Source organism: Bacillus sp. CZDM1, from assembly GCF_055502545.1.
In genome coordinates, this window is sequence record NZ_JBUESO010000005.1 from 422,013 (window position 1) to 447,176 (window position 25,164).

Consider the following 25,164-nt stretch of genomic DNA (forward strand, 5'->3'; position numbering starts at 1 on the left):
AATCTTTTTCTGTAATTTTTAAGGTGGGCAAAGCTATGCAAAGTTTAAAAGAGCAAGAAGACAGGCGATTAACTTTACGTGGTATTACATGGCCAATATTCATAGAATTGTTTCTGCAAACCATTATGGGAAGCACGGATGTCATTATGCTTTCTCATATTTCTGATGAGGTAGTGGCTGCAATAGGAGTAGCAAATCAACTTGTCTTTTTTGCCATTATCCTATTTAACTTTACAGCATCGGGGACGGCTGTCCTAATTTCACAATATTTAGGAGCAGGTATGAGAGTGGAGGCTAAGCAAGCCTCTGCCATTTCAATATCCATCAATCTGGGTATTGGTTTAGTAGTGAGTCTGCTGCTGGTGATTTTCAAAGGGCCGCTTTTAGGGATATTTCATCTTGAAGACGACATTGCTGGAATAGGATTTGAGTATCTTTCCATCGTTGGCGGAACATTGTTTTTGCAATCTGTTTTAGTAACGGTTTCAGCCATTCTGAGAGCAAATGGATTTTCAAGGGAAGCAATGTTTGTATCTGTTATGATGAACATTATCCATTTAGCGGGAAATGCATTGGTGATTTATGGATTATTTGGTTTCCCAGAAATGGGTGTAAAAGGCGTAGCACTGTCTACTGCTATTAGCAGGGCAGCGGCACTGGTTATTGCTTTTGTTTTTATGTATAAGAGACTCCCAATAAGAATTGAAATACAGGATTATTTGGATTTCAATCTAACTCATATTAAAAAAATCATGAAAATTGGCGCACCGTCTGCAGGTGAACAGTTAAGTTACAATACCAGTCAAATGGCGATGACAGCGGTAATTGCGATGCTGGGTGCAGCAGCATTATCTACACGTGTTTATACCTGGAATGTTATGTCTTTTATCATGCTGTTTGGTCTAGCATTTGGGCAGGGGACACAGATTTTAATAGCATACAAGGTTGGAGCTGGTGATTTCGAAGCAGCCTATCGTCAATTATTAAAGAGTCTAAAGGTTAGTTTTATTATCACCATATTTATTGCTATCTTTGTTTCAATCTTCCGAGTAAATATCATGAGTCTATTTACCGATAATAAAGAAATTATTAAAACGGGCAGTACTCTTTTACTACTATGTTTAATTCTTGAGCCAGGGAGGACATTTAATTTAGTCGTAATTAACTCACTGCGAGCAACAGGTGATGCTGTTTTCACTGTAAAAATGGGTGTCCTGTCAATGTGGGGAATCGCTGTACCATTATCCTATTTCCTAGGGATTCATTATGGATTAGGTTTAGCAGGGGTTTGGATTGCATTTATCACTGATGAATGGCTTCGAGGAATCATTATGTACTATAGATGGAAAAGCAGGGCTTGGGAGAACAAAGTACTTGTTCATAAAAAACAAAGAATACCGATTAGCTCATAGATAATGAGAGGGGAATGAATATGAATAATAATCAAGGCTATGACAATATTAATTTTTACGAAATGAATTGGGACCTTAAGGGAGATTTATGGGCGCATGACCCTGTGCTGGCGAAAGAGGGTTCGCGCTGGTATGTATTTCACACAGGAAATGGAATCCAAATAAAATCATCAGAAGATGGTGCTAATTGGAAGCAGGAAGGTCCAATATTTACTTCTCTACCAGAGTGGAGCAAAGAGTATGTACCCGAGAAGGAAGAGGAAAGTATTTGGGCGCCAGATATCTACTATCATAATGGCATTTATTATGTCTATTACTCTGTATCTACATTCGGGAGAAATACTTCAGCAATAGGTTTAGTGACGAATACAACGCTTAACCCTGAAAATCCTGAATATGAGTGGAAGGACAGGGGGCATGTTATCCATTCAACAGAAGCTGATAATTACAACGCTATTGACGCGAATTTAATTTTTGATCAAGAAGGGCAGCCATGGTTAAATTTCGGATCCTTCTGGTCTGGAATAAAGCTAATTCAATTAGATCCTGTGACGATGAAAATAGCAGAAGGTGCGGAACTGCTTTCGATTTCAAGCAGAACCGAACAGCCTAATACGATTGAAGCTCCTTTTATCGTGTACCGAAACGGTTTTTATTATCAGTTGGTATCCTTTGATTTTTGCTGCCGAGGAGTAGAGAGTACCTATAAAATCGTCGTAGGAAGGTCAGAGAATATTACCGGCCCTTATACAGATAAAAATGGAATTTCAATGATGGATGGCGGCGGATCGTTAATCGATGCAGGAGATGATCGCTGGATTGGCCCTGGACACTGTGCCATTTATTCTTCCGACAACTCTTCTATTCTCGTTAATCATGCCTATGATTCTTTGAAAAAAGGGAAGCCTACTTTGCAAATTAGACCCTTGTATTGGGATAATGAAGGATGGCCACATCTATAGAGCCTGCTGTTTTAAAAATAATATAAATATGATAGGGAGAGCATGCCTATAGGGTATGCTCTCTTTTGCGGAATTTGTTAAATGCATTTATTTTTCAAAGGTGATAAACTCTAATAAAATATACTAAGGAGTTTGAACATGGCCAAACGAAAAAAAAATACTAAAAAAGGACCGGCGAAACCGTCCTCCTCATCATCAAAATTTGTGTTTTGGATCATTGGATTAATTGCAATCAGTATTATTGGATTTATCTTTCTAGCTAATAACCAAAAATCCGATGAGCCTGCTAAAGAAGAGATTGATTATGCAAATCAACCCTTTCTTGGTGAAGAAGCTGCACCTGTCTCAATTGTAGAATTTGGTGATTACAAATGCCCGAATTGTAAAGATTTTGCTGACACCACTGTTCCACTGATTGTAAAGGAATTCGTTGATACTGGAAAAGCGAAATTCTATTATTTTCATTATCCATTTATCAATGTTGATTCCGAGCGAACTGCGAAATTTTCAGAAGCAGTTTATCATGAGCTGGGTAATGATAAATTTTGGGAGTTTCATGAACTTATTTACGATAAGCAGCCCGAAGACACACGTTATGAAACCATAGATGTATTTACAGAGGATTTCCTTACCGAGACGCTACAAGAAATAGCTAGTGAGGAAGAAGTTAAAAAGGTAGCTGCCTATTTTGATACGAAAGCCCCAGAGGAAGCATGGGAAAAAGATGAGGCTCTTGGTGGAAAATTAGGTGTAGCAGGAACTCCGACTATTTTTGTTAATGGAAAGCGATTTGATGGACAAACAATGGACGATTTAAATGAATTAGTGGAGGAAGCGGCGAAGGAGAAAGGAAATGAATAAACCTCTACTTCTTGCATGGGTTGCAGCCTTAATAGCAACCATTGGAAGTTTGTATTTTAGTGAAGTCCTTCTCTACATTCCATGTACACTATGCTGGTATCAGAGGATATTTATGTATCCACTAGCTATTATTTTGGGCGTGGCTTTTTATCGGAACGATACTGGAATTGTGAAATACACGATTCCACTATCCATCATCGGGATGCTTATTTCAGGTTACCATACTGCATTGCAGAAGATTCCTTATTTGCAGCAGTTTGAAATGTGTAAAAGCGGTGTGCCTTGCTCGAAAGATTATATTAATTGGCTTGGGTTTATCACCATTCCAATCTTGGCATTTACGGCATTCACGATTATTACGATTTGCTTAGTATCGATTGCACGCGGCAATAAGGGAGAATAGAAATAAGACTCAGCAGCTGCTGAGTCTTATTTTTTTAGAAAAATTTAGATCGATTTTCCGAGAAATGCTGTTAGCATCCAAACGTGTTTTTCTAAACCAGAATGAATAGCAAGCAGCATATCCCTTGTTGTTTCATCATCCTTTTCTCCAGCAAAGCTCATGCCTTCTTTTAATTCCCCAATGATAATAGAGAAGTCATTGATAATGGTTTGAACCATTTCCTCAGCACTTTCATTTCCATTTGCTTCTTTTACAGAAGATAGTTCAAGGCACTCTTTCATAGTTGCTACAGGTCTGCCGCCAATTGCTAGTAAACGTTCTGCTAACTCATCGACATGCAGTCCAGCCTCATTATAGAATTCCTCAAATTTTGCATGTAAGGTGAAAAATTGTCCGCCCTTCACATACCAGTGATAATTATGTAACTTGATATACAATACTGACCAATTTGCTATTTGTTTGTTAAGTACGCTGACTAACTGATTTTCCACGTATGAACCCTCCATCATTTTCGTCTTCTATTATATTATTACCTAAGATTCAGATAGAATCCTGTACCAAATTGAGGGATATTATGTCAATTTAGTGAAGATTATCTTTGTTACAATGAGATTTCATGCAATAAAGGTGCAATAGAATGTAATATTCTTACCTTAATTATCCACCTTTGGAATGATAGAGGAAGTTTTATGTTAATGGATTATTCTTCCAAATAATAGATAAAGGCTTTCATAGCGGGCGCCCTTTATACTAATTTAAGGATGGGATTTATTGGGTAATGAATAAGTATGTTACAACTGATAGCCTTATTTGTAGAGAAACGAAAAACGAGGAGGCTACAAAACATGAATAAATTAAAAAAACTTGTCATTGCAACGGGATTAATCTTTTCATTGTCAGCATTTACAGGTGTTACTAAATCAGAAGCTGCTACAAATCATAAAGTACAATACGGTGAAACCTATTGGAAGATTGCAACAAAGTATGGAGTACCCGTTACAAGCTTAATGAAGGCAAATAATGCATCTAGTTCTCTATTATATGCTGGTTCAAATCTAGTAATCCCAAATGCTACTATTTCAGCAGCTGATAAAGAGTTAATGGCGCGCCTTGTGCGAGCAGAAGCAGTAGGGGAACCTTATGCTGGGAAAGTTGCGGTTGCTACTGTTATCTTAAATCGTGTGGCTAGCCCTGATTTCCCTAATTCAGTAAGAGAAGTTATCTATCAAATTTCTAATGGACACTATGCATTCACGCCAGTTCAAAACGGACAGATCAATCAACCAGCTGACGCAGCTTCCAAAAAGGCTGTTAATGAAGCACTTGCTTTCCAAGGAAAAGGAAATGGCTCTCTATTTTTCTACAATCCAAAAACCGCATCTAGCCAATGGATCTTTTCACGTGAAGTAACAGTAACAATCGGAAATCACCGTTTTGCAAAATAAAAATACTCTTCATACAAAAAGCAGTGGACACTGAATATAGTGTACCACTGCTTTTTTAAATTTATTTACGTTCTTATTTTAATTTTAGTGCAACAAGGCTTGCAAAGTCATGAATAATGGTGGCAGCGAGTAATGAGGTTATCTGGGTTGGGTCGTATGGCGGTAGTACCTCAACTAAATCGAAACCAATAAAATTAAAATCTGTCAGGGAACGTATGATTTGTAAGGTTTCAAAGCTGTTTAACCCGCCTACCTCAAGCGTTCCTGTTCCTGGTGCACAGGATGGATCAACAAAATCGATATCAAAACTGAGGAAACATGGTGTATCTCCAATTTTTTCTTTCATTTCCCTCACAACATTTTCAAAACCACGTTCTTTTAATTCAGGTGTTGTAATCACATGATATCCTAAATCACTGCTTGACTCGATATCTCCAGGATGATTAAGGGTTCCACGAATACCAACCTGAAAAACCTTATCTGGAATTAATAAATTTTCTTCATATGCACGAATGAATGGTGAGCCGTGCCAATATTTTTCTTCATAATAAGTATCCCAAGTATCAGTATGTGAATCAAAATGAATCAATGCTACAGGTCCGTGGATTTTGGCTGCAGCTCTAAGATTTGCTAATGTAACGGAGTGGTCGCCGCCTAGTCCAATTGGGATAATCCCCTGCTCCATTAACTCCATCACTGCTTTTTCCATTAACTCATAACTTCGATGGATATTATGAGGAATAACCGATACGTCACCAATATCAATGGCGTTGCATGCATCAAATGGATACACCTTATGAATAGGATGGTAGGGGAATAACGTCATTGAAGCCTGACGTATTGCTTGAGGTGCAAAGCGTGCCCCAACTCGGAAGGAAGCCGCTGTATCAAACGGCAAACCGACAATCGCTAATTTAGCATTTTCTCTGTTTGATGGTAACCTCATAAAGGTCCCTGTGGTACAAAACTCTGGTTTAACATCCGGTGTTAAAGGATATTGCATCGATTTCCCTCATTTCCTATTTTCATTTTTATGATGCAATTTTTGTGCCATGATCGAATCGTGCTCATGTAGAGACAGTTTTAACGAAAACGGTAACGAATAGGAGTTATTCGTGCCTCTGTGGCAACATCTTTGGAGAAACCGGTAACGAATATATATGTCCATTCCATAGTGACAAGTGGTTATTTAATATGGAATAATGTATGCATAGTTGAATAATTCTTAAAATTTAAAACCTTCTATTATTTGTTCATTATAACCCATTAATTTAAAAAAACGGATAAACACAACGGTATGTTCATGAAATTTAACTTTGGCATATAACTTGCATAGATACTTAGTGAATTTAGAAAGTGGAGGGGGAATAAAAAATTTACAGCAGGCAAAGGGGTAACATCGGAATGAAAACGCTTTAATTTAAGAGGGGGAATGATATGTGGAAAATGGCGTAAAGTTGAAAAGATCGTTAAAGCTATGGCAGGTTGTCATTATGGGTTTAGCGTATATGACACCCATGGTAGTATTTGATACATTTGGAATTGTTTCTGGTGAAACAAACGGGCATGTACCTGCCGCTTATGTTATTGCCTTGGTTGGCATGCTTTTCACTGCGGTTAGCTACGGGAAGCTAGTAAGGGTTTTCCCTCAGGCAGGGTCAGCCTATACCTATACCCAAAAAGCGATGAATCGGCATCTCGGTTTTCTCGTTGGCTGGTCATCCTTACTCGATTATTTATTTTTGCCAATGGTAAATGCGCTGTTAACCAAACTTTACTTAAATGCTTTGTTTCCGTCCGTTCCAGATTTTATTTGGGTATTAGTATTTGTTGGCATTGTAACCGTTTTAAATTTACGAAGTGTTAATGTTCTGGCAAATTTCAATACACTTTTTGTTCTTATACAAATACTGATCATGGTTGTCTTTATCATCCTAGTTATTAAAGGGCTAAATGCAGGAGAAGGAACGGGAACTGTTTTCAGCATGCAGCCGTTTTTTGTTGAAGGTATGAACATCCCAATCCTGATAACAGGAGCGACAATACTCTGCTTTTCATTCCTTGGCTTTGATGCTGTTACGACATTATCAGAAGAAACGCCAAATCCTGAAAAAACAATCCCAAAAGCAATTCTACTTACAGCTTTATGGGGAGGGGTAATTTTTATCTCCACCTCATTTTTTATCCAGTCATTTTTTCCAGATAATTCGAGATTCATTGATTCGGAGGCAGCTTTACCTGAAATTGCCCTTTATGTTGGCGGGAAGCTGTTTCAGTCGATTTTCTTATGTACAACCTTTGTGAACACACTCGCGTCAGGACTTGCCTCTCACGCAAGTGTTTCCCGTCTCTTGTATGTTATGGGACGCGATAAAGTATTCCCAGAAAAATGGTTTGGATACGTACATCCAAAATGGAGAACACCTGCAATAAACGTTTTAATCGTCGGAGTGATTTCATTATCAGCCTGGTTCTTTGATTTAGTAACTGCCACTTCACTGATTAATTTCGGAGCTTTAATGGCCTTTACGTTTGTTAATCTTTCGGTGGTTAGTCATTTCGCTGTCCGTGAAAAAATGCACCGGACTCCAAAGGGATTTTTTGATTATGTTATCATGCCGCTAATTGGAGCCGGATTAGTTGGAGTCCTTTGGATCAATCTTGAACTTAGTTCTTTAATCATGGGTGTCGGCTGGTTTCTCATCGGACTTGTTTACCTTGTATTTCTAACAAAAGCCTTCAGAGTAGCACCACCTCAATATAAAGCAGAAGAAGCTGAAGTATAAGTAAACGGTAAAAATGCGCATTCCACCTCACAGGAATGCGTATTTTTTTATTTTTATTATCTATGCAAATTTGAATAATACAGTCATTTTTTCATAGTATTCATTTTATTTCACTAGAAAAACGATAAGTAAAGCTTTGGAATAGTGGATATTCTTCATTTGGCACGGAACTTGCTAATTAGATTAATAACAATAAAAAATGAGGTGTTAGGATGGCTATCGAATCTTTAGTTTTGAAAAAGAATGAGGGTGTAAAGGAAAAGGATAATTCACTTATTGAGTTTCAGGAAATTCTTAGGGAAGCAGTTGACATACTGAACTATCCTCCGCAAGTCTTTGAATTCTTAAAGAGGCCAATGAGATTTTTGGAAGTGAGTATACCTATTCGTATGGATAACGGACAAACAGAGATTTTCCAGGGCTACCGGGCACAGCATAATGATGCTGCAGGACCGACAAAGGGAGGTATTCGCTTCCATCCAGATGTTACACCGGAAGAGGTAAAGGCGCTGGCTGGCTGGATGAGTTTAAAATGCGGAATCACCGACCTTCCATATGGCGGGGCAAAAGGCGGGATTGTCTGTGATCCACGCAATATGAGTCTAGATGAATTAGAGAGATTAAGCAGGGGGTATGTAAGAGCAGTCAGCCAACTGGTCGGACCGACGAAAGATATACCGGCACCTGATATGTACACCAATTCGCAAATAATGGCATGGATGCTCGATGAGTATGACCATATTCGTGAATTTGATTCGCCAGGTTTTATTACCGGGAAACCAATCGCTTTGGGGGGATCAAAGGGCAGGGAGACGGCTACTTCAAAAGGTGTATTATATACGCTTCAAATGGTATGCGAATTGAAGAGCATTCCTATAACGGATATGCGGGTTATTATTCAAGGCTTTGGAAATGTAGGCAGTTACTTGGCTCAGTATTTATATGATTTAGGGGCAAAGGTAATTGGAATTGGGGATGCACTTGGTGGTCTATATGACGAAAATGGCTTGGATATCCCCTATCTTTTAGAAAATAGAGACTCTTTCGGTATCATAACCAATCGCCCTGCTAACAGTATCAGCAATCAAGAACTGTTGGAAAAAGAATGTGATATCCTGATTCCAGCCGCCATTTCAGGCGTAATCAACAAACAAAACGCGAGCAAGCTTAATTGCAATATTGTGATTGAAGCAGCGAATGGACCTACAACCAAAGAGGCTCTGAAAATTTTGGATAAGCGCGAAATTCTTGTTGTCCCTGACATACTTGCAAATTCTGGTGGTGTAATTGTTTCCTACTTTGAGTGGTGCCAAAACAACCAAGGCTATTATTGGACAGAGGAAACGGTGGACACTCGATTAAAGGGAAAAATAACAGAAAGCTTTAAGAATGTGTATAACACCGCTGAAAAATATGGAGTGAATATGAAAATTGCTGCCTATATTGAGGGAATTAAAAAGCTGGCAGAAACCTCTAGGCTAAGAGGCTGGTTGAAATATTAAAATACCCAACGTAAAGGAGGACAAGGAAATGAAGCTTGATATTCTTTCAGAACAAAAAGATCAGCAGCTCCTGCATTACTTTTGTCTCATATCAAATAATCACCGCTACGACTTGACCATTGGTCACTCGAATCATTTCTATGGTAAAGCGATGGTCACTTCGATACAAACGGGGAATATGGTTTTACTCTGCCAAGAGGACACCTATGCTCCACATTATTGGGCTGATCGTCTAGGAATCGAAGAAGAGGATATTGCAGAATTTCAAGATTTTTTCGGCCTAGTATTACAATCAGGGCCCTTTCAGGAACAATACTAGAATAATTTAGGGGAGTGATACGATGTATTTTGGAGTGGTACTTAGTCCATGCCATGGGGTTGTTGAAAAAGTTTCAATCCAAAGTGAAACACGAATATATGAATGGGAACCATTATTTCAAATTAAAACGGTTGAAGGTAAGGTTCAAATGATTCAAATGGGTTTAAGTGGTGAGGTCGAATCACTTGAAGTTCAGGAAGGGGACTATGTTATTCCAGGAATGGTCCTTGCCTTTATAAAAGAAGATTTATTTGTAACGGGCAGTGAGTAAATGCCGAGAAAGAAGATGGATACCGCATCTTCTTTTTTCTATTTAAAAAATTCAAAATAGTGATAATATAAGAGTGAAAAGATAAAGGGGGATAAAAAGATGTTTTCCGTCGCAAAGGATAAGATTAAGCCAATAGTATCTATTAATATAGATGAAGAAGTTGTATTGAAATCAACTTTAGACCAATGCAAAGAACCCTTTATATTCTTAAAAAAACAAGGTCAATTATTTACCTATGCACCAATCAATAATCTATTACTTGAGCAACTTGAAAACAAAAATTATTCCTTAGAGGCGCTGCTAGGTCAGGCAAAATCTATCAAAAGTATTTGTTTCCTTAATAAGAATATTTCTTTCCCCTCATTGTTCCAAATTATTGGTGAGCCGTTCGCAATCATAATAGGTGAGGACGGCGAACCGTTAGGATACATACGAAGAGAAGATGTTTTGGCAGAGCTTTTTAAACAAGAAAATAAGAGTGTAGATTTACTGAAAATCCTTCTTACCTCGATACCAATGGGGATTTTTGTACTTGATAAAGAGAAACAAATAATAAATTGCAATGAATCAGGGTTAAAGATGATTAAATCTACTGCAGAACAGGTGCTAAATTATCCAGGGGGATCTATTTTTAGTGCTCAACAGATTAACAACGTGTTTGCTACAGGAAAAACAATATTGAATCATTTAGAAATTACGGATGACACGGGAGTTCTCGTCGATTACTGTCCTATTTTAACCGATAACGGTGAAGTTGAAGGGATGATTATTGTTGTTCAAGATCTGCCAATGGTCGAGGACATGGCCAATGAAATTGAATATATAAAGGATTTGAATCGTGATTTGAATGCGATATTGTCGAGTATTTACGATGAGATTCTTGTGGTTAATGCCGTTGGGGAATTGATTCGATACAGTGACAATATCATTCAAGATTTCTGGAAGGTAGACCTTAAAGAGCTGATTGGAAAAAATATTCTCGAGCTTGAGGATCAGGGACTCTTTACTCCATCAGTAACAAGATTGGTAATCGAAAAGAGAAAAAAAGTTTCCGTTGTCCAGGAAACAAAAACAGGCAGGAAAATTCTTGCTGTTGGCAATCCTGTCTTTAATAAAGAAAATGAGCTGGATCGGATTATCATTGCTTCGAGAGATATTACGGAAACAACGCGTTTAAAAAGTGAACTACAGGAAATACGGAAAATAACGGAACAATATAAAAAAGAATTAGATGACTTTAAAAGTAAGGATCGCTTTTTAAAAAAGCTCATCTATTGCAGCCCTAAAATGGAAAAGATTATGAATCAAGTTAAGAAAATTGCTGACTTTTCATCGACCGTCCTCCTTAATGGTGAATCTGGTGTGGGTAAAGAGGTAATTGCTCAAGCCATTCACCAACTAGGGAAACGCTCTGGCAAGCCATTCCTTAAAATGAATTGTGGGGCAATCCCTGAAAATCTATTAGAAAGTGAATTGTATGGATATGCAAAGGGTTCCTTTACAGGTGCAGATAAAAATGGAAAAGAAGGTTATTTTAAACAAGCAGATGGCGGAATCTTGTTTCTTGATGAAATCGGTGAAATGCCGCTGCATCTTCAAGTAAAGCTTTTACGTGTTCTTCAGGAGCAAGAGGTTATTCCGATTGGCAGTACAATGCCTATTAAGGTGAATGTCCAGATCATTGCAGCCACCAATAAAAGGCTTGAAAAAATGGTGGAAAATGGGACTTTCCGAGAAGACTTATTTTACCGACTAAATGTTATTCCGATTCAGATTCCGCCGCTCAGGGAACGGACTGAGGATATCTCGTTACTTGCCTTTCATTTTTTACAGCAGCTGAATGAAAGGTATGACCGAAATTACCATTTAACACCAGATGCGATTAATGTTCTTGAATTTTATTCGTGGCCAGGAAATGTCCGTGAATTACAAAATATAATTGAAAGATTAGTGGTTACCGCTGATCATCCTGCCATAGATGCAGAGTTTGTCAGTCAGTTTTTATCGCTGGGCTTTGATAATAAAAAGATAAAACCGATGATTACTAGAGTTATTCCTTTACATGAGGCGATTGAACATGTAGAGGAGCAGCTGATTGTCCTAGCTATGAACCAATACAAAACAACCACAAAGGCTGCAAAAGCATTAGGAATCAGCCAATCCTCGGTTAGCAGGAAATACCAAAAAATACTAAATGAAAAAAATATTAAAATAGAAAACTTAACATCTCTTTAATGAAAAGCTGTTTCAGATTACAATCTGAAGCAGCTTTTTTATGTATGCACAGATAGATACAGTTATGCAAAATTGAATAACTTTAAATCGTCTTTTTGGAGAACACCCGGTAATGACCACTTTTCTACTTTGGCACAGTTCTTGCAACTATAGATAGTAAGAGAGAATAAAGGAGGACTTGATAATGGTCGAGATAAAAAACCGCATTGCTAACCTTAAGATGTTTATTGATGGTGAATGGAAAGAGTCTGAAACTCTGGAAACACGTCCAATCATTAATCCAGCAAATGGAGAAGTGATTTCATATGCCCCTGAAGGAACAGTTGCAGATGCACGGGCGGCGATCTTTGCAGCTCGGAGTGCTTTCGAAAAAGGTGTCTGGTCAGGAATATCAGCCCAAGAAAGAGCCTCCTATTTATTTAAAATTGCGGACAAAATTGAGGAATATGCAGATGAATTAACACAGCTTGAAACGATGGATAATGGGAAAACATTAAGAGAAGCTGGATTTGATGTCGGCGATGCGGCAGCATGCTTCCGCTATTATGCAGGACTGATTACAAAGCCGGATGGCTATACCTATCACGTAGCCGACCCTATGCAGGCGATGGTTGTCCGTGAGCCTGTAGGAGTCTGCGGTCTGATTGTTCCATGGAATTATCCGCTCCTAATGAGTGTTTGGAAAATTGCTCCGGCTTTAGCCGCTGGAAATACAATCGTTTTTAAACCGTCAGAAGTAACACCGGTTACACCGAAAAAGCTATTCGAAATCTTTGAAGAAGTAGGACTGCCAAAAGGAGTCGCCAATATGGTCATGGGTGCCGGAGCAGTTGTCGGTAATGAAATCGCATCCCATCCTGAAGTCGATATGATTTCGTTTACCGGGGGTACAAAAACAGGCAAACATATCATGAAAACGGCAGCTGACACAATGAAAAAAGTGTCATTGGAATTAGGCGGAAAATCGCCAAACATCATTTTTGCTGATGCTGATTTTGAAACTGCGGTCGATTATGCGCTGTTTGGCATTTACGCTGGTGCCGGCCAGGTATGTTCGGCTGGGTCAAGAATTTTAGTAGAAGAAAGTATTTACGATCAATTTGTCGCCCGCTTTGTAGAAAGAGCGAAGCAAATTAAAGTAGGACCGGGGAATGACCCTTCAACAGAGATGGGGCCGCTTGTAAGCAAGGAACATTTGGAAAAAGTCCTTCATTATATTGAGGTAGGAAAACACGAAGGTGCCAGCGTTGCCTGCGGGGGGAACCGAATCGTAAGCAATGGACTAGATAACGGCTACTTTGTCGAGCCTACGGCGTTCGTTGATGTGAATCAGGAAATGAGAATCGTGCAGGAAGAAATTTTCGGACCAGTCGTTGTTATTCAGAAGTTTAAGGATGAAGAAGAGGCAGTAAAGCTTGCTAATGGTACCGTTTATGGACTTGCTGGCGGTGTTTTCACGAATGATGGAGCAAAGGGCTTACGAGTCATTAAAAAGTTGAAATCCGGTATTACCTGGGTGAATTCCTATCACCCAACCTATAATGAAGCACCATGGGGCGGTTACAAGCAAAGTGGAATTGGACGAAGCCTTGGAACATTCGGGCTAGAGGAATTCCAAGAGATTAAACAAATCAATATTAATTTACAAGTAGAGCCAATTGGCTGGTTTTCAAACTAATAAACTATTGAGGAGCGATCATATGAGTATCGATTTAACACGTGAGGCAAGGACTGAGCAGAATCAACAAGTTAGCGAATACATTAATAAGGTTTTAAGTTTAATAGAAAAGGAAGAGGTGAATAAGGAAGAAGCAGCCTGGATCACAAAGGAAACGGTCGATGGCTTCCGTGAGCACGTAAACCCAGGATTTTTAACGTACCGTAAATCGGTGACAAAGGATGGTCAATTTGCAGCTGTTGAATGGTCAGATAATGGTGCCTGCTTTATGGATGTAAACGGCAAGGAATATATTGATTGTCTAGGCGGATTTGGTATTTATAATGTCGGCCACCGCAATCCCAAGGTCGTAAAGGCAGTAACAGATCAACTGAAACGTCAAGCTCTCCACAGCCAAGACCTGCTGGATCCATTGCGTGCGATGCTGGCGAAAATTCTAGCGGATATCACCCCTGGTGATTTGAAATATGCCTTTTTTACCAACAGTGGAACGGAAAGTGTTGAAGCAGCATTAAAGCTTGCGAAAATGTATAGTGAAAGAACGACTTTTATTTCAACGACACGTGCTTTCCATGGCAAAAGTCTAGGTGCATTATCTGGAACAGCCAAAGGAATGTTCCGTAAACCATTTCTGCCTTTAATTCCAGGATTCCGTCATGTACCATTTGGTGATTTTGACATGATGAAAAAAACATTCGAGGTATGTGCAGCGGTTGGAGAAGATGTTGCTGCAGTCATTTTAGAGCCAATACAAGGTGAAGGAGGAATCATTCTCCCGCCAGAGGGATATTTAAAACAGGTTCGTGAACTTTGTGATGAATATGGTACTCTATTAATCTTTGATGAAGTCCAAACAGGAATGGGACGTACCGGAAAAATGTTTGCGGCCGATTTGTATGATGTAGTCCCAGATATTATCTGTCTAGCAAAAGCGTTTGGCGGCGGTGTTATGCCAGCAGGTGCGATTGTAGCAAGGGAAGAAGTGTTCAAAAGCTGGTTTCCAAACCCATTTATGCATACAACGACTTTTGGCGGTAATCCATTAGCATGTGCAGCGGCTATTGCCACCATTGGTGTTTTAATCGAAGAAAATTTACCAGAGAGAGCCGGAGTAGTTGGGGAGTATTTCCTAAAAGAGTTAAAAGAAGCAGCGAAAGGACATGAAGATAAGGTCCTTGAAATTCGCGGCCAAGGATTGATGATTGGAATTGAATTCCATAAGGATGAAATTGGATATGAAGTTTCCAAAGGAATGTTTGACCGCGGGATCCTTGTGGCAGGAACATTAATTAACTCGAAGACGATAAGAATTGAACCAGCATTGACGATTGGCTATGAAGAAGTCGATATGGTAATCAGCACCTTTAAGGAAGTATTAAGTCTGGTAAAAGCATAACGATTTATTTTAAAAAGGGGGGAGCATGAAATTGGAAAAGAAATTTGTTAAGCAGCTAACAGAGATACCCGGACCAAAATCAAAAGAAATACTAGAGTTGAGAAAAAAATATGTCCCAAAGGGAATCAGTAATAATTGTCATTCCTTTGTGAAAAAGGCACAGGGTTCTCTTGTTGAGGATGTAGACGGAAATATTTTTATTGATTTTGCTGGAGCAATTGGAACAGTAAATGTCGGCCATTCCCACCCAAGAGTGGTCAGGGCCCTGCAAGAGCAGGCAAGTCAATTTATCCATACAGGTTTTAATGTCATGATGTATGAGTCCTATATCAATCTTGCTGAGAGGCTGTGTCAGCTTGCACCGGGTGATTTTAATAAGCAGACAGCTTTCTTTAACAGCGGTGCAGAAGCAGTTGAAAATGCCGTGAAAATCGCTAGAAAATATACAAAACGACAAGGAATTATTTCCTTTACACGAGGCTTCCACGGCAGAACGTTAATGACGATGACAATGACGAGTAAAGTCAAGCCATACAAGTTCGGGTTTGGACCGTTTGCTCCCGAAGTCTATAAGGCGCCATATCCATATGTATACCGCCGGCCTGAAGGAATGAGCGAACAACAATACACTGAAATGATTATTGAGCAATTTGAAACGTTTTTACTGGCGGAAGTCGCTCCTGAAACGATTGCTGCTGTTGTAATGGAGCCGGTTCAAGGTGAAGGAGGATTTATCGTACCAGATAAAGGATTTGTTCAAAGAGTTAGAGAAATTTGTACACAGTATGGAATTTTGTTTGTAGCAGATGAGATTCAAACGGGATTCGGCCGTACCGGGAAATATTTTGCAATTGAACATTTTGGAGTTGAGCCAGATTTAATCACCATTTCAAAATCAATGGGAGCAGGAGTGCCGATTAGCGGGGTCATTGGCCGAGCGGAAATTATGGATGCAGCAGAGGTTGGCGAAATCGGCGGAACCTATGCTGGAAGTCCACTAGGCTGCAGGGCAGCACTTACCGTCCTCGATATCATTGAGAGTGAAAACCTTAATGAAAGGGCTCAAAAAATAGGTACAAGAGCTACGGATAAAATGAACCAGCTTGCTGAACGTTTCGATAGCATTGGAGATGTCCGTGGTCTTGGCGCCATGTGTGCAATGGAAATCGTTAAAGACCGTCACAGTAAAACACCTGATAAAGAGGCAGTTGGAAAAATAGTGAAAGCCGCAGGTGAGCGAGGGCTGTTGCTGCTAAGTGCAGGGCTATATGGTAACGTTATCCGCCTTCTAATGCCGTTAACCATTACAGATGAGCAGTTGGAGGAAGGATTACAAATACTTGAGGAAAGCTTTGAGGCTGTATATTTGAACAACTCTGCTGTTCCGGCTGGGAGGTAAATGGAATATGGATATCGTTACGCAAAAATATCAAATCTATCCTATGTATCTTGATGGAAAATGGGTCGGGAATGATTTTGAGGTTTTTACCGAGATTATTAACCCAGCCACAAAGGAAGTTTTAGGGGCAGTGCCAACCGGGGGTGCCTTTGAAGCGGAGCAAGCCGTTGATGCGGCCCACAAGGCATTTAAACCTTGGTCGAAAAAAACAGCTGATGAACGCTATCAGCTTATGATGAAATGGTATCAATTAATTGATGTGAACAAACATGAAATTGCCAGGATTATGACGATGGAGCAGGGTAAACCATTAAAAGAAGCATTGGGTGAGGTTCAATACGCTAACGGATTTATCTCGTGGTATGCGGAGGAAGGGAAACGAATCTATGGAGAAACGATCCCGGCATCCCACCCAAATAAACGAATTCTTGTTAGAAAAGAACCAGTTGGGGTGGTTGCAGCGATTACTCCCTGGAACTTCCCTGCAGCTATGATTACTAGAAAAGTGGCACCAGCCCTCGCAGCAGGGTGTACTTGCGTGGTAAAACCGGCCAATCAGACCCCGCTTACCGCGTTAAAGATGGTGGAGCTTGCCCATGAAGCAGGAATCCCTAATGGCGTAATCAATGTAATCACCGGAAGGTCAGCAGAAATCGGCGAAACGTGGCTGAAGGACCCCCGTGTAACCAAGATAACCTTTACAGGATCGACGGAAGTAGGGAAAACGTTGATGCGCGGTGCTGCTGAAAATGTTAAAAAGGTATCGCTGGAGCTTGGAGGAAACGCCCCATTTATTGTCATGGATGATGCGAATCTAGTAAAAGCTGCGGAGGGATTGGTACATTCAAAATTCCGGAATGCAGGTCAGACTTGTATATGTACGAATCGTGTATATGTCCAAGAAGGAATAGCGGATCAATTCATTGAGCTTTTCCAAGCAGAATTAGAAAAGCTTAAGGTTGGAAATGGCCTCGAAGAAGGGACTGACATCGGACCATTAATTGATAAAGCAGCTTATAAAAAAGTGGAATCCCTTGTGAATGATGCAGTTAAAAAGGGAGGGAAAGTCACTTATAGCGGGCTTAAACCTGCTGATGAGAATGGCTATTTCTATGCCCCGACAATTTTAACTGCTATCCACGACGATATGGAATGTATGAAGGATGAAATCTTTGGTCCGCTTGCACCGATTTCGACCTTCAAAACCGAAGAAGAAGTGATTGAAAGGGCAAATAATTCCCGTTTTGGATTAGCGGCATATGTTTATACAGAAAATCTAAGCCGTTCCTTTAGAATCACAGAACAACTCGAATACGGAATCATTGGTCTTAATGATGCCCTGCCATCAGCTGTTCAAGTTCCATTTGGCGGCTATAAAGAGAGCGGTCTTGGCCGTGAAGGCGGTCACTTCGGAATGGAAGAATTTTTAGAGGTAAAATATATATCAATAGGGCTAGATATATAGTCTTCTTTATAATAGATAAAATATCAAACACAGCTTAACAAAATTCGTTAAGCTGTGTTTCTAGTTTCATTGTTTTTTCATCAATCATTATTTACTTTAAATATAGGTCTTTGCTGTGTTACGATAACGGAATAAAGTGGACTTGGAGAAGAGGGTGTTTTAGATGATTGGAACAATATTATTTGATGTTGATGGAGTTTTGTTAAGTGAGGAGCATTACTTTGATGCATCTGCCTTAACTGTCTGGGAGTTGCTTATTAGTAATAATTATTTGGCATTGTCACCTGAAAAATTCAAAACGGATTATAGCCCAACAGAAATAAGGGTAATCCGTGAGACTGTGTTTGGAAAAAATGATGAGGTCCTTAAGCTAATGAAATCAAGGGGTCTTAATGCAAATTGGGATATGATCTATTTGTCCTTTGGTCATCAATTCATTCATCTTTTATCTCAAATGAAGGAAAACGAGCAGGATAGAATAAACACCTGGCTGCAAAAACCAATTAATAGAGAAGTCTTGCTTGAAATAGGCAGGGTCCTACATAATTATGAGGTGAAATTAGATTTCAATCAATTTGTATCTGATTTTAGTAAGTCAATTGAAACAAAGCAAGAACTGTTCAATTATTTAAATCTGTTAGCGGAAGAGAAGCTAGGGGTTCATACAGGTATTTTTAGTGGTATCAGTGAGCTTTGGTCAGTATGTGAGCATGTCTGTCAGGAATGGTACGTTGGTGATAAGAATGTGGAAAAATCCACTGGCAGACCTTCTGTACAGCTAGGAAAGAAAGGCTTTCTAGCAAACGAAACCACATTAGCAGATCAAGCAGAAATTGATGGTCTTTTTACATTCCTTAAGGAATCAGGGGTGAAAATAGGAATTGGAACGGGGAGACCAGAGCTTGAAACCATTCAACCTTTCCACCATTTAGACTGGCTTAAACACTTTGATATCAATCATATTGTCACAGCGGATGATGTCCTGAAAGCGGAAAAGGGATTAAATGAAAGAAGCTCACTGTCAAAACCAGATCCGTTTACGTATATTTTGGGTCATAAAGGCAGAGAAACTTCAGTAGAGGATTGTTTAAATACGTCCTTGCCAATTGAGAATGGCGAAGAGGTACTAGTGGTGGGGGATTCTTTGGCAGACCTGCTGGCTGCGAGAAAGATGGGATGTCAGTTTGCTGCCGTATTGACTGGATTATCTGGAAAAGATGCGAGAAGTGACTTTGAAAAGCACGAGGCAGACTTTATCCTGGATTCGGTGCTCGATGTGAGAAGAATTATCGAGAAAAACTAAGAGGGATTGCAATGCAATCCCTCTTTACATAATTATTTAATCTTTTCTAACTCAAGTCTTCCTGGGTAAAAGGAATCAACATTTTCTAACTCTAAAGATTGGGCTGCGTTTAAACCGTTAACTTGTGTGAGGGCATTAATTACCTCTGGAGTAATTTGCTTATCAAGGGTTAACACCATGACGGCTTCCCCGCCGACCGTTGTTCTGCCCACTTGCATCGTTCCAATATTGATCTGATAATCTCCAAGTAGAGATCCAACCTTACCAATCATACCAGGGACGTCCTGATGCTTTACCAGTAAAAGGTGGTTTTCAGGTCTTATATCAATACGATACTCGTTAATTTTCACGATTCTTGCACCATAGCCGTTTAAGACTGTCGCACCAATTTTAGCTGTTTCAGAGCCTTTTGTGATGGAAAGCTCCATATAATTGGCAAAGCCTTTATTATTAGCATTTTTCTGGACATTATAGGAAACTCCCTGTCCTTTCAAAAGATGAAGCGCATTAATCAAATTAACAGAATCACTTAAATGATAAGAAAGGATTCCTTTAATCATGGTCCGAGTTAATAGTTCCGTATCTTCCTCAATTAAATCTCCATAATAATTGATTTCTATTTTAGAAGGAGCATGTTTTAATAATTGAACGACAAGCTGCCCCATCTGCTCCCCAAGGAGTAGGTATGGCTGCATTTTTTGCTGTGCCTCGCCTGACATTTGCGGCATATTTACAGCATTGCGGATGGACTGTGTTTCGAGAATTTCAATGATTTCTTCACTTACTTCTTGGGCAACTTTTTCCTGCGCTTCTACAGTAGATGCTCCTAAATGGGGGGTTACAATAATATTAGGGTTATCTAACAATGCTGGATCGGCCACAGGTTCCTTTTCAAAAACATCAAGTGCAGCACCTGCAACATGCCCAGCATGAATGGCTCTAACCAATGCCTTTTCATCAATAATTCCGCCTCGTGCGACGTTGATAAATCGGACTCCTTTTTTTGTCTTGCTGAGGTAGTCGTCATTTACAAGCCCTTTGGTGTCGTTTGTTAGTGGTGTATGAATCGTAATGAAATCAGACTCGCGTGCGATTAAATCGAGACTAGCTTTTTTCATTCCTAGTTTTTCGGCCCGCTCTTCCGTTAAGTATGGATCGTAACCTAATATGTTCATTCCAAAGCTTTTAGCACGTTTTGCTACTTCGGTACCGATTTTTCCCATACCAATGACACCAAGTGTTTTTTTGTATAATTCAACACCCTTGAAAGAATTGCGATCCCATTCTCCTCCAACGGTTTTTTTGTGAGCTTGAGGAATCATTCTTGCCATAGAGAGCATCATCGCTAAAGTATGTTCAGTTGCGGCAATTGTGTTGGCACCAGGAGCATTAATGACAATTATCCCTTTTCCTGTAGCTGCATTCACATCGATATTATCTACACCAACACCTGCACGGGCAATTACCTTAAGACGGTCCGCATACTGAAGCAGTTCCGCTGTAACTTTTGTTTGGCTTCGTACAATTAAAGCCTCGTATTCTCCAATAATATTCTTTAGCTCTTCGGGCTTTAGTGTAGGCTGGCGCTCTACGATAAAATTTGGGTGATCAAACAACTTTTTCAATCCAGTATCACTAATACCATCTGTTACAAGTACCTTAAACATTCTTTCCTCATCCTCTCTGTTTTTAAATATAAGATTAAATTATCTAGCTCCAGCGCCTAGGGGCTCGGGGTCATAAGCCAATCCGTCAGAAAGGTTAAAGAACAACCTTCCCGCCGGCTCGTCTTATGCCTGTCGCCCCTGTGCACCAAGGAAGGCTCCTGCGATTAATCATCGCAGGAACAAGCTGTGCTTGTTCCGAAGGCGCTTCCGCTTTAAAATAAAAAAAATCCCCCATAACAGACAGATTTGTCTTGTTATGAGGGACGTGATCAACGTGGTGCCACCCTCTTTTGCTGCTGGAAACAATGCAGCCTCAACATGTTAACGGGTTTTCCCGGGCATTCCTACTAAAACTTTCAGTCTGCCAGTTCAGAAGGGCTGGGCAGGATTAAGAAATTGCACCGGTTCACAGCAGCCACCGGCTCTCTTAAGCATTTTCTTACTGCCGTCTTCATCAATACATTTTTAAATATTTACCTGAATTTAAAGAATATTCTACATCGATACCTTTACTATTGTAAAGAGATAAAATGAATAATTTTTTGAGTATTCAAATTTAAAAATTTTTTTAAAAGATGCAAACCAATGTTGGTGCGGTGGTAAGCGATTACATTGAATTTTTAAAAAAATTAGTCTATTGTAATTGTATTGAGAGAATCATATAATGTCTACTATATAAATACAATTGTACGCATGTGGTAGACAGTGTGGGAGGGATTAATATGGAAGCAATTAAAATTGGGTTACTCGGTTTAGGAACAGTCGGTTCAGGTGTTGTGAAAATTATTAAAAATCATCAAGATAAATTAATGCATCAGGTGGGCTGTCCTGTTGTCGTAAAGAAAATCCTGGTCCAAGATATACATAAAACAAGACCAGTTGATGTGGATCCAGTTTTGTTAACGTCATCCCCATCTGATATCCTGCATGATCCCGATATAAATGTTGTCATTGAAGTGATGGGCGGGGTTAAAGAAACAAAGGAATATTTGCTTAGTGCCCTCCGTCAAGGAAAACATGTAGTGACGGCAAACAAGGATTTAATGGCCCTTCATGGATCAGAATTGTTATCTGTTGCTTCTGAAAATGGATGTGACTTATTCTATGAAGCAAGTGTTGCAGGAGGCATTCCTATTCTAAGAGGCTTAGTTGATGGCCTTGCTTCTGATCGCATAACCCAAATGATGGGGATTGTAAATGGAACCACTAATTTTATTTTAACAAAAATGAGTCAAGAAGGTTTAGCTTATGAGGATGTCCTTAAAGAAGCGCAAGAGCTTGGATTTGCCGAAGCGGACCCTACTTCAGACGTAGAGGGCCTGGATGCAGCCAGGAAAATGACAATATTAGCTACTTTAGGCTTTTCGATGCATATTGATCTTGACGATGTAAAGGTAAGTGGAATTTCGAAAATTACAGAAGAAGACTTACGTTATGGGAAACAGTTAGGCTATACGATGAAGTTATTAGGATATGCCCACCGTGAAGGGGAAAAAGTAGAGGTAAGTGTCCAGCCGACATTCTTGTCTGACAACCATCCGCTGGCTTCCGTTCAAAATGAATATAACGCTGTTTATGTATACGGTGAAGCTGTTGGTGAAACAATGTTTTATGGACCAGGTGCTGGAAGCCTGCCAACGGCAACAGCAGTTGTTTCAGATTTAGTTGGGGTTATGAAAAATTTACGACTTGGTGTAAATGGCCGAAGTGCGGTAACACCACAATATCCTAAGCGCTTAAAGGATGATAATGAAAAGTATTCTAAATACTTCTTACGAATTCATGTACAAGATGAGGTTGGAGTATTTGCAGAACTTACTTCCATCTTTGCAAAGTATGGTGTCAGCTTCGAAAAAATATTACAGCTTCCTGTTAAGAAGAATGAAACATCCGAAATTGTCTTAGTTACACACCGGGCTTCACTGACAAATTACGATGCTATTCTTCACGAATTAAATGATTTACCAGCAGTGAAAGAAATAAAAAGTGCATATAGAGTGGTGAGGAAATCATTATGAGATGGCCGGGATTAATTGAAGCATATAAAGAATTTTTACCAGTAACGAATGAAACACCTATGTTAACCTTGAATGAAGGAAATACACCGTTAGTAAAGCTTGAACGGCTTTCAAAGGAACTGGATGTTGAGCTATACGTTAAACTTGAAGGCGCAAATCCGACAGGTTCTTTTAAGGACCGCGGGATGGTAATGGCAGTTGCAAAGGCGATAGAGTCTGGCAGTAAAACGATTATCTGTGCCTCAACGGGGAATACTTCCGCAGCGGCTGCAGCCTATGCTGCCCGTGCTGGAATCCGTTGTATTATTGTTATTCCTGAAGGAAAAATTGCCTTAGGGAAGCTTGCTCAAGCAATGATGTACGGAGCAGAAATTATCTCCATTGAGGGGAATTTTGACCAAGCACTAAAGATGGTCCGCAATATTAGTGAAGAAGAACCGATTGCACTTGTTAACTCGGTTAATCCATATCGTTTAGAGGGACAAAAAACAGCAGCCTTTGAAGTGTGTGATCAATTAGGGGCGGCTCCAAACATTTTAGCGATACCAGTTGGAAACGCGGGTAACATTAGTGCATATTGGAAAGGGTTTAAAGAATACGCAGCCCATAAGGGAACCGGACTGCCTAGAATGTATGGCTTTGAAGCAGCAGGAGCAGCAGCACTTGTTCATAACCGTGTGTTTGAAAATCCAGAAACAATTGCAACTGCGATTCGAATTGGAAATCCCGCAAGCTGGAACTTGGCTGTTGCCGCAGTTGAAGAATCCAATGGTCTATTTGATGAAGTAAGCGATGATGAAATTGTAGCTGCGTATAAGAAAATCGCCGCTAGTGAGGGAATCTTCGCTGAACCTGCTTCATGTGCGTCAATCGCTGGTGTGATGAAGTCCCTCCAAAAAGGCAAAATTGAAAAGGGATCTAAAATTGTCGCTGTGCTTACTGGAAATGGTTTAAAAGATCCGGATACAGCGATTCAAAGCAGCTTTGTGGATGTAAAGAAATTGCCAAATGATGAGAAAGCTGTTACAGAACACATTAGGGGAGTTGTCCACCAATGACTCTAAATGCTGGAAGGTTTGTTATCAAAATACCAGCGAGTTCTGCAAACCTTGGACCAGGCTTTGATTCAATGGGAGTTGCCGTTAATTTATATTTACGCTTAGAAGTAGAGAAAAATGAGAAATGGGAATGTTATTCAACTTCAGATGAATTGAAGGATTTCCCAACAGACGAAAAGCATTATATCTGTCAAATTGCCATTCAAACGGCAGCTAAATATGGCAAGGAGCTGCATCCTTGTAAAATCAAGGTTGAAAGTGACATTCCATTGGCTCGTGGTCTTGGTTCAAGTGCATCGGCGATTATTGCAGGAATTGAACTTGCTGATTACGTTGGAGATTTAGGGCTGACAAAAAAAGAAAAGCTATTACTAGCAACTGAAGTAGAAGGCCATCCTGATAATGTTGGTGCCTCTCTTTATGGGGGACTAGTAATCGGCAGTTATCAACAAGGAGAGGTCGATGTTGTATCTATTTCTGATATCTCTTTTGAAATGGTTGCAGTCATCCCGAAAGAAAGCTTGTTGACTAAGGATTCTCGCGGTGTTTTGCCAATAGAGTTTTCCTATCAAGACAGTATTCGTGCTTCTTCAATCGCAAATGTATTAGTGGGAGCACTACTTAGTCAGAATTGGGAAATGGCCGGAAAGATGATGGAAAAGGATATTTTTCACCAGCCTTATCGGAAGCCGCTGATCCCATTTTATGATGATGTTGCAAATTTCGCAAAATCTGAAGGGGCATTCGGTGTGGCCTTAAGTGGAGCGGGCCCGACAGTTTTATGTTTTTGTGAAGAGGGAAAAGGTAAATTACTTGATCAGTCTTTAAAAACAGCCTTTCCTGATATGACAGCTAAAGTGCTAAGCATTGACTTTACAGGAAGTTACGTATCCCAGCTTAATAATAGTATCGTGAATTAGGGCCGAGATATTCGGCCCTTTTTTCTTTAGTGGACAAGTTGTTATTGTGAACGGGGGATTAATC

Annotated in this window: 21 protein-coding genes and 1 other annotated feature; of the genes, 18 read left to right on the top strand and 3 right to left on the bottom strand. The window is 39.8% G+C overall.

Annotated elements, in window-relative coordinates:
* The first annotated feature begins 35 nt into the window (after positions 1 to 35).
* The 4 genes from ACY3XC_RS14655 to ACY3XC_RS14670 all read left to right on the top strand — a co-directional run bounded on the left by ACY3XC_RS14655 (position 36) and on the right by ACY3XC_RS14670 (position 3,638).
* A complete protein-coding gene (locus ACY3XC_RS14655; RefSeq protein ID WP_464869211.1) occupies positions 36 to 1,412 on the top strand; it encodes an MATE family efflux transporter in 1,377 nt (458 codons plus the stop codon).
* Between the two features lie 20 nt (positions 1,413 to 1,432).
* Positions 1,433 to 2,374 carry a family 43 glycosylhydrolase gene (locus tag ACY3XC_RS14660; RefSeq protein WP_464869212.1) on the top strand — a complete coding sequence of 314 codons (942 nt, stop codon included), beginning with the start codon at positions 1,433 to 1,435 and terminating at the stop codon, positions 2,372 to 2,374.
* Between the two features lie 138 nt (positions 2,375 to 2,512).
* Positions 2,513 to 3,235 carry a DsbA family protein gene (locus ACY3XC_RS14665; protein ID WP_464869213.1) on the top strand — a complete coding sequence of 241 codons (723 nt, stop codon included), beginning with the start codon at positions 2,513 to 2,515 and terminating at the stop codon, positions 3,233 to 3,235.
* Positions 3,228 to 3,638 carry a disulfide oxidoreductase gene (locus ACY3XC_RS14670; protein ID WP_464869214.1) on the top strand — a complete coding sequence of 137 codons (411 nt, stop codon included), beginning with the start codon at positions 3,228 to 3,230 and terminating at the stop codon, positions 3,636 to 3,638. The genes ACY3XC_RS14665 and ACY3XC_RS14670 overlap by 8 nt, the downstream gene beginning before the upstream one ends.
* Positions 3,639 to 3,682: 44 nt before the next feature.
* On the opposite strand, the gene ACY3XC_RS14675 is transcribed toward ACY3XC_RS14670, so the two are convergent.
* Positions 3,683 to 4,129, bottom strand: coding sequence for a Dps family protein (locus ACY3XC_RS14675; RefSeq protein WP_464869215.1), 447 nt, complete (start codon positions 4,127 to 4,129; stop codon positions 3,683 to 3,685).
* Between the two features lie 354 nt (positions 4,130 to 4,483).
* Here ACY3XC_RS14675 and ACY3XC_RS14680 point away from each other — a divergent pair, with 354 nt between their 5' ends.
* Positions 4,484 to 5,083, top strand: coding sequence for a cell wall hydrolase (locus ACY3XC_RS14680; protein ID WP_179156257.1), 600 nt, complete (start codon positions 4,484 to 4,486; stop codon positions 5,081 to 5,083).
* A gap of 73 nt (positions 5,084 to 5,156) precedes the next feature.
* Here ACY3XC_RS14680 and speB read toward each other — a convergent pair whose 3' ends face one another.
* On the bottom strand, positions 5,157 to 6,086 hold the full coding sequence (gene speB / locus ACY3XC_RS14685; RefSeq protein ID WP_464869216.1) for an agmatinase: 930 nt from the start codon (positions 6,084 to 6,086) through the stop codon (positions 5,157 to 5,159).
* A gap of 436 nt (positions 6,087 to 6,522) precedes the next feature.
* Between speB and ACY3XC_RS14690 the strand changes: the two genes are divergently transcribed.
* From ACY3XC_RS14690 to ACY3XC_RS14735, 10 genes are all read left to right on the top strand, one after another.
* Positions 6,523 to 7,869, top strand: a complete 1,347-nt coding sequence (locus ACY3XC_RS14690; protein WP_368737734.1) for an APC family permease — start codon at positions 6,523 to 6,525, stop codon at positions 7,867 to 7,869.
* A gap of 212 nt (positions 7,870 to 8,081) precedes the next feature.
* Positions 8,082 to 9,371 (top strand): Glu/Leu/Phe/Val family dehydrogenase, encoded by a 1,290-nt coding sequence (locus ACY3XC_RS14695; protein WP_464869217.1) that lies wholly within the window; start codon positions 8,082 to 8,084, stop codon positions 9,369 to 9,371.
* Positions 9,372 to 9,399: 28 nt separating this feature from the next.
* On the top strand, positions 9,400 to 9,690 hold the full coding sequence (locus tag ACY3XC_RS14700; RefSeq protein ID WP_464869218.1) for an SAV0927 family protein: 291 nt from the start codon (positions 9,400 to 9,402) through the stop codon (positions 9,688 to 9,690).
* Between the two features lie 22 nt (positions 9,691 to 9,712).
* The gene (locus ACY3XC_RS14705) at positions 9,713 to 9,961 is read left to right on the top strand and encodes a biotin/lipoyl attachment domain-containing protein (RefSeq protein WP_179156253.1); all 249 of its coding nucleotides are present in this window, start codon (positions 9,713 to 9,715) and stop codon (positions 9,959 to 9,961) included.
* 99 nt (positions 9,962 to 10,060) lie between these two features.
* A complete protein-coding gene (locus ACY3XC_RS14710) occupies positions 10,061 to 12,196 on the top strand; it encodes a sigma 54-interacting transcriptional regulator (RefSeq protein ID WP_464869219.1) in 2,136 nt (711 codons plus the stop codon).
* Positions 12,197 to 12,401: 205 nt separating this feature from the next.
* The gene (locus ACY3XC_RS14715) at positions 12,402 to 13,874 is read left to right on the top strand and encodes an aldehyde dehydrogenase family protein (protein ID WP_464869260.1); all 1,473 of its coding nucleotides are present in this window, start codon (positions 12,402 to 12,404) and stop codon (positions 13,872 to 13,874) included.
* A 22-nt stretch (positions 13,875 to 13,896) separates the two neighbouring features.
* Complete coding sequence (locus ACY3XC_RS14720) at positions 13,897 to 15,270, top strand: putrescine aminotransferase (protein ID WP_464869220.1); 1,374 nt, start codon at positions 13,897 to 13,899, stop codon at positions 15,268 to 15,270.
* A gap of 31 nt (positions 15,271 to 15,301) precedes the next feature.
* A complete protein-coding gene (gabT, locus tag ACY3XC_RS14725) occupies positions 15,302 to 16,669 on the top strand; it encodes a 4-aminobutyrate--2-oxoglutarate transaminase (protein ID WP_464869221.1) in 1,368 nt (455 codons plus the stop codon).
* A 43-nt stretch (positions 16,670 to 16,712) separates the two neighbouring features.
* Complete coding sequence (locus ACY3XC_RS14730) at positions 16,713 to 18,134, top strand: NAD-dependent succinate-semialdehyde dehydrogenase (protein ID WP_464869261.1); 1,422 nt, start codon at positions 16,713 to 16,715, stop codon at positions 18,132 to 18,134.
* 163 nt (positions 18,135 to 18,297) lie between these two features.
* Positions 18,298 to 19,437, top strand: a complete 1,140-nt coding sequence (locus tag ACY3XC_RS14735) for an HAD family hydrolase (RefSeq protein ID WP_464869222.1) — start codon at positions 18,298 to 18,300, stop codon at positions 19,435 to 19,437.
* Positions 19,438 to 19,469: 32 nt separating this feature from the next.
* Here ACY3XC_RS14735 and serA read toward each other — a convergent pair whose 3' ends face one another.
* Positions 19,470 to 21,104 carry a phosphoglycerate dehydrogenase gene (gene serA, locus ACY3XC_RS14740; protein WP_464869223.1) on the bottom strand — a complete coding sequence of 545 codons (1,635 nt, stop codon included), beginning with the start codon at positions 21,102 to 21,104 and terminating at the stop codon, positions 19,470 to 19,472.
* Between the two features lie 256 nt (positions 21,105 to 21,360).
* Positions 21,361 to 21,571, bottom strand: a binding site (T-box leader).
* A 255-nt stretch (positions 21,572 to 21,826) separates the two neighbouring features.
* Between serA and ACY3XC_RS14745 the strand changes: the two genes are divergently transcribed.
* Genes ACY3XC_RS14745 through thrB form a run of 3 tightly spaced genes read left to right on the top strand, consistent with a single transcriptional unit; the run spans position 21,827 to position 25,100 of the window.
* On the top strand, positions 21,827 to 23,122 hold the full coding sequence (locus ACY3XC_RS14745) for a homoserine dehydrogenase (RefSeq protein ID WP_179156247.1): 1,296 nt from the start codon (positions 21,827 to 21,829) through the stop codon (positions 23,120 to 23,122).
* Complete coding sequence (gene thrC, locus ACY3XC_RS14750; RefSeq protein WP_464869224.1) at positions 23,119 to 24,180, top strand: threonine synthase; 1,062 nt, start codon at positions 23,119 to 23,121, stop codon at positions 24,178 to 24,180. The genes ACY3XC_RS14745 and thrC overlap by 4 nt, the downstream gene beginning before the upstream one ends.
* Complete coding sequence (gene thrB / locus ACY3XC_RS14755; RefSeq protein ID WP_464869225.1) at positions 24,177 to 25,100, top strand: homoserine kinase; 924 nt, start codon at positions 24,177 to 24,179, stop codon at positions 25,098 to 25,100. The genes thrC and thrB overlap by 4 nt, the downstream gene beginning before the upstream one ends.
* The last annotated feature ends 64 nt before the right edge of the window (positions 25,101 to 25,164 follow it).

Coding starts and splice junctions, on each gene's coding strand:
- ACY3XC_RS14655 (WP_464869211.1), top strand. CDS start 36: ATGCAAAGTTTAAAAGAGCAAGAAGACAGGCGATTAACTTTACGTGGT.
- ACY3XC_RS14660 (WP_464869212.1), top strand. CDS start 1,433: ATGAATAATAATCAAGGCTATGACAATATTAATTTTTACGAAATGAAT.
- ACY3XC_RS14665 (WP_464869213.1), top strand. CDS start 2,513: ATGGCCAAACGAAAAAAAAATACTAAAAAAGGACCGGCGAAACCGTCC.
- ACY3XC_RS14670 (WP_464869214.1), top strand. CDS start 3,228: ATGAATAAACCTCTACTTCTTGCATGGGTTGCAGCCTTAATAGCAACC.
- ACY3XC_RS14680 (WP_179156257.1), top strand. CDS start 4,484: ATGAATAAATTAAAAAAACTTGTCATTGCAACGGGATTAATCTTTTCA.
- speB (WP_464869216.1), bottom strand. CDS start 6,086: ATGCAATATCCTTTAACACCGGATGTTAAACCAGAGTTTTGTACCACA.
- ACY3XC_RS14695 (WP_464869217.1), top strand. CDS start 8,082: ATGGCTATCGAATCTTTAGTTTTGAAAAAGAATGAGGGTGTAAAGGAA.
- ACY3XC_RS14700 (WP_464869218.1), top strand. CDS start 9,400: ATGAAGCTTGATATTCTTTCAGAACAAAAAGATCAGCAGCTCCTGCAT.
- ACY3XC_RS14705 (WP_179156253.1), top strand. CDS start 9,713: ATGTATTTTGGAGTGGTACTTAGTCCATGCCATGGGGTTGTTGAAAAA.
- ACY3XC_RS14710 (WP_464869219.1), top strand. CDS start 10,061: ATGTTTTCCGTCGCAAAGGATAAGATTAAGCCAATAGTATCTATTAAT.
- ACY3XC_RS14720 (WP_464869220.1), top strand. CDS start 13,897: ATGAGTATCGATTTAACACGTGAGGCAAGGACTGAGCAGAATCAACAA.
- ACY3XC_RS14730 (WP_464869261.1), top strand. CDS start 16,713: ATGTATCTTGATGGAAAATGGGTCGGGAATGATTTTGAGGTTTTTACC.
- ACY3XC_RS14735 (WP_464869222.1), top strand. CDS start 18,298: ATGATTGGAACAATATTATTTGATGTTGATGGAGTTTTGTTAAGTGAG.
- serA (WP_464869223.1), bottom strand. CDS start 21,104: ATGTTTAAGGTACTTGTAACAGATGGTATTAGTGATACTGGATTGAAA.
- ACY3XC_RS14745 (WP_179156247.1), top strand. CDS start 21,827: ATGGAAGCAATTAAAATTGGGTTACTCGGTTTAGGAACAGTCGGTTCA.
- thrC (WP_464869224.1), top strand. CDS start 23,119: ATGAGATGGCCGGGATTAATTGAAGCATATAAAGAATTTTTACCAGTA.
- thrB (WP_464869225.1), top strand. CDS start 24,177: ATGACTCTAAATGCTGGAAGGTTTGTTATCAAAATACCAGCGAGTTCT.